The organism is Pseudomonas sp. (assembly GCF_049590575.1).
Taxonomy (GTDB): domain Bacteria; phylum Pseudomonadota; class Gammaproteobacteria; order Pseudomonadales; family Pseudomonadaceae; genus Aquipseudomonas.
In genome coordinates, this window is the sequence record NZ_JBAWDE010000243.1 from 1 (window position 1) to 4,153 (window position 4,153).

The 4,153-nt window shown below is 60.7% G+C and carries 4 protein-coding genes; 3 read left to right on the plus strand and 1 reads right to left on the minus strand.

The genetic code is table 11. The features are described from left to right. Positions 1-196: 196 nt before the first annotated feature. Positions 197-967: a MipA/OmpV family protein gene (locus WBR57_RS16730; protein ID WP_424084779.1), complete on the minus strand. Its 771-nt coding sequence runs from the start codon at positions 965-967 to the stop codon at positions 197-199. Between the two features lie 226 nt (positions 968-1,193). Here WBR57_RS16730 and WBR57_RS16735 point away from each other — a divergent pair, with 226 nt between their 5' ends. From WBR57_RS16735 to WBR57_RS16745, 3 genes are all read left to right on the plus strand, one after another. Next, positions 1,194-1,892 (plus strand): MtnX-like HAD-IB family phosphatase, encoded by a 699-nt coding sequence (locus WBR57_RS16735; protein WP_424084780.1) that lies wholly within the window; start codon positions 1,194-1,196, stop codon positions 1,890-1,892. Further along, positions 1,885-3,279 (plus strand): aspartate aminotransferase family protein, encoded by a 1,395-nt coding sequence (locus WBR57_RS16740; RefSeq protein ID WP_424084781.1) that lies wholly within the window; start codon positions 1,885-1,887, stop codon positions 3,277-3,279. The genes WBR57_RS16735 and WBR57_RS16740 overlap by 8 nt, the downstream gene beginning before the upstream one ends. Then, positions 3,276-4,153, plus strand: an 878-nt coding sequence (locus WBR57_RS16745; protein WP_424084782.1) for an alpha/beta hydrolase, incomplete at its 3' end; no start/stop codon positions are given. The genes WBR57_RS16740 and WBR57_RS16745, both read left to right, overlap by 4 nt.

Consider the following 4,153-nt stretch of genomic DNA (forward strand, 5'->3'; position numbering starts at 1 on the left):
CAGCAAACTGCTCGAGCAGCTCTTTCGGGATTTTTGGTAGTTCACGCAGCGGTGGTTTCTTTTTGGTTGGCATACATGCACCTCTTGCTCATGGTATGCCCGAACACAAAATTTCTGACACCCCCGGGTGCATATCCGTTACCGCAGCAACGGATACACACCCAACAACCAGCAGCACAACACACTCGACGCTAACTCAGTCAAACGTATAGCTGATCGCCGTCTGCACCTGCCCCTGATTCACCTCACCGGTCTCTTTGACGATACTGCTGTTGGCCGCCGAACCCACCAGGTGCACCCAGCTGGCGCTGGTCAACAGTGACCACTTGGGCCCCAGGGGAAACTCGAAACTCTGCGTCAGCGTCATGTTCTGAAACCCCCCGCTGGCGTTGTACGGACGAATACCGGAAGCCATGGATTCATTGGCGTCCACACCAAAATAGGTTTGCGTTTGGCGGGCGTCGGCAAAGTTCGCCGCGAGGCCGCTGCTGCCGATGATCCCGTCGCCCAGCGGGTACCCGAGTTCACCGCCGACCTTGCCCAGCGCGCCGCTCTGCGAATGCCCACCGCCCACGGCCTGGCCCAGCCGCGCGTACACACGCCAGAAGTCAGCCGGGGCGTACTGGACAAAACCGCCGACCTCGGCCATGTCCGATACATTGCGCAAGCCTTGCAACGAGCCGTTCGACGTCCGTCCCTGCAGGTAATTGACGTAGGGGCCGGCGGTAAACCCGTTGCTGTTCAAGGCGCTCCAGGTCAGGCCGTCATCGGTGCTCAAGCTGACGTCGCCCCAATCCAGATCGAAGTAGGGCACCGGGCGCGTTTCGTAGCGACTGCCGGTCGGGTCATGGGGTTGGTAACTGATACCCGCGCCGACTTCGCCGGTGATCGGGCCTGCCAGGGCGGTGCTGGACAAGCCCCATAGCCCCAGCAAAACGGCGAATGCAGCAGAAGTTGGCTTGAGCATGAAGCGGTTTCCTTGTGTGGACATGCGCGCATGAACGCGCGAACCGCCACCCCCACGCAAGCACTCATCTTGTTTGTAGCAAGCTACAAAAATTGTAGCTCGCGCGACATAAGTTCCCCGCAATTGTCGCCAAAGCCCCAGCCCCGCTGGGCGTGGGCCAGTTGGCACAGTCCCTGCTCTACCCCTTGTGCAAGCGCACACAGCGCGCTCCTCAAGGTAAACGCAGATGATCCACTGGCATATCGTGTGTGACTTCGACGGGACCATTACGCCCACCGATGTCATCGACAACGTCCTCCAACGCTTCGCCGGCCCCGAGTGGGAAACCATCGAACAGGAATGGCTGGACGGGCATATCGGTTCACGCGAATGCCTGAGCCGCCAACTGGCGCTGATCAAGGCGACCCCGGCTGAATTGCTGGCGTACTTCGACAGCGTCGAGATCGACCCGGACTTCCCGGACTTCGTCGACCACGTCATGGGCCTTGGCGCGAGCATCGAAGTGGTCAGCGACGGCATCGAACAAGGCATTGCGCGGATCCTGTCGCGCAACTACGTGACCTTGCTGCCGATCCTCGCCAACCGTCTGCGCCAGGTCGACCAGAACAGCTGGCGCATCGACTTCCCGTACGCCAGCGACGCCTGCCGTGCCGCGTCCGGCAACTGCAAGTGCAAGTCCACCCCACGCAACAAACGCGTGCTGGTGATCGGCGACGGCAAGTCCGACATGTGCGTGGCGTCCACCGCCGACTTCGTGTTCGCCAAGGGCAGCCTCGCCGAGTACTGCGTGGCCAACCACATCCCACACGCGCGCTTCGACACCTTTGCCGAAGTGCCTGCATTGCTCGCGCTGTTGCCGCAAGGCATCGCCGCCAACGCTACCTCTTTTGCTGCCGACACTCAGGAACTCTTCCATCATGTCTGATATCCGCATTGCTACCGCCGAAGACCAGATCCTTCTGGATAAAGAAGCCAAATATTGCTCCTACGGCGACACCGTTCACTACATCGAGCCGCCGCGTATTTTCAGCCGTTGCGAAGGCTCCTACGTCTGGGACACCGAAAACCAGGCCTACCTCGACCTGCAAATGTGGTACTCGGCGGTCAACTTCGGTTACGCCAACCCGCGCTTGAATAACGCGCTGAAACAGCAGATCGACACCCTGCCGCAAATCGCCAGCCAGTACCTGCACAAGGGCAAGATCGAGCTGTCGGAAATGATCGCGGTCGACGCCAAGAAAAAATTCGGCCTCGACGGGCGCGTGCACTTTAACGTCGGTGGTTCGCAGTCCATCGAGGACTCGCTGAAAGTCGTGCGTAACGCCACCAACGGCAAGAGCCTGATGTTCGCCTTCGAAGGCGGCTACCACGGGCGCACCCTCGGCGCCTCGTCGATTACTTCCAGCTACCGCTACCGTCGCCGCTACGGCCACTTCGGCGAGCGTGCGCAGTTCATCCCGTTCCCATACCACTTCCGCGGCCCTAAAGGCATGACCAAGGAAGAGTACGGCAGCCACTGCGTGCAGCAATTCGCGCGGCTGTTCGAGACCGAATACAACGGCGTGTGGGACCCGAAAGTCGGCCAGAGCGAATACGCAGCCTTCTACGTCGAGCCGATCCAGGGCACCGGCGGCTACGTGATCCCGCCGATGAACTTCTACCGCGAGCTCAAGCACGTGCTCGACCAGCACGGCATCCTGATGGTCTCCGACGAAATCCAGATGGGCTTCTACCGCACCGGCAAACTCTGGTCGATCGAGCACTTCGATGTGCAACCGGACGTGATCGTGTTCGGCAAGGCGCTGACCAACGGCTTGAACCCGCTGGGCGGCATCTGGGCCCGTGAAGAGTTGATCAACCCGAAAATCTTCCCGCCAGGTTCGACCCACTCGACCTTCGCCTCCAACCCATTGGGTACGGCGGTAGGCCTGGAAATGTTCAAGATGACTAACGAAGTCGACTACGGCGCGATGGTCATGGCCAAGGGCAAATACTTCCTTGAAGGCCTGCAAGACCTGCAGAAACGCTTCCCGATCATCGGCGACGTCGACGGCCTGGGCCTGGCCCTGCGCTGCGAGATCTGCGGCCCGGATGGCTTCACGCCGGACAAGGCGACCCTGGATTACATGGTCGAAGAAGGCATGAAAGGCGACATGATCGTAGACGGCCAGAAACTCGGGCTGATCCTCGACGTGGGCGGTTACTACAAGAACGTGATCACCCTGGCGCCATCCCTGGAAATCAGCTACCCGGAAATCGAACTGGGCTTGAAGCTGCTCGAGCAACTGCTGGTACGGGCGACCAAGCGGTGAACGCGCATGAGATCGACCTCGGTGAAGGTACTGCCGGCTTCGTTCTCGGTGAAGGTCCGGTCGGGATCCTGTTGATCCATGGCCTGACCGGCACCCCGACGGAATTGCGCCAGGTCGCCAAGGGCCTGGCCAAGACGGGCAATTGCACGGTGTACGTGCCGACCCTGGCCGGGCACTGCGGGGATAACAGCGACCTGCAGGCCACCGGCTGGCGCGACTGGTACGAAGGCGTGCGCAAAACCTTCGTGCAAATCCGCCAGCGGCATGCGCAGGTATTTGTCGGCGGCTTGTCCATGGGCGCGGTGATGTCGATGTACGTGGCCGCCGAGCACCCAGGGCAAGTCACCGGGCTGCTGATGTATTCCACGACCTTGAAGTACGACGGCTGGAGCATCAACAAACTGGCGTTTCTCACGCCGTTGCTGATGAGGATTCCGTTCGGTGTGCACATTTGCAGCTTCGAAGAGAAACCGCCCTACGGCATCAAGAACGAGCGCCTGCGGGCCATCGTCGAACGGCAAATGAAGGAAGGCGAGAGCAGCGAGGCGGGGTTGCTGACCATGGAGGGCATCACCGTGCGCGAGTTGCACCGGATGAACGCCGTGGTCAAGAAACGCATGCCCGAGGTCAAGGTGCCGGCGCTGGTGTTGCACTCCATCGAGGACGACATCACCAGCCGCTGGAATGCCGATTACGTGGAACGCCACCTCGGCGGACCGGTGACCAAGATCCTGCTGGACAACTGCTACCACATGATCACCGTCGACCTGCAATACCGCCGGGTGATCGAGTTGAGTGCCGACTTCGTCGAACGACATACGCGTCGTTTCAGTTCAAGGCCGGCCGATGTGGGAGCTGGCTTGCCGGCGATGCG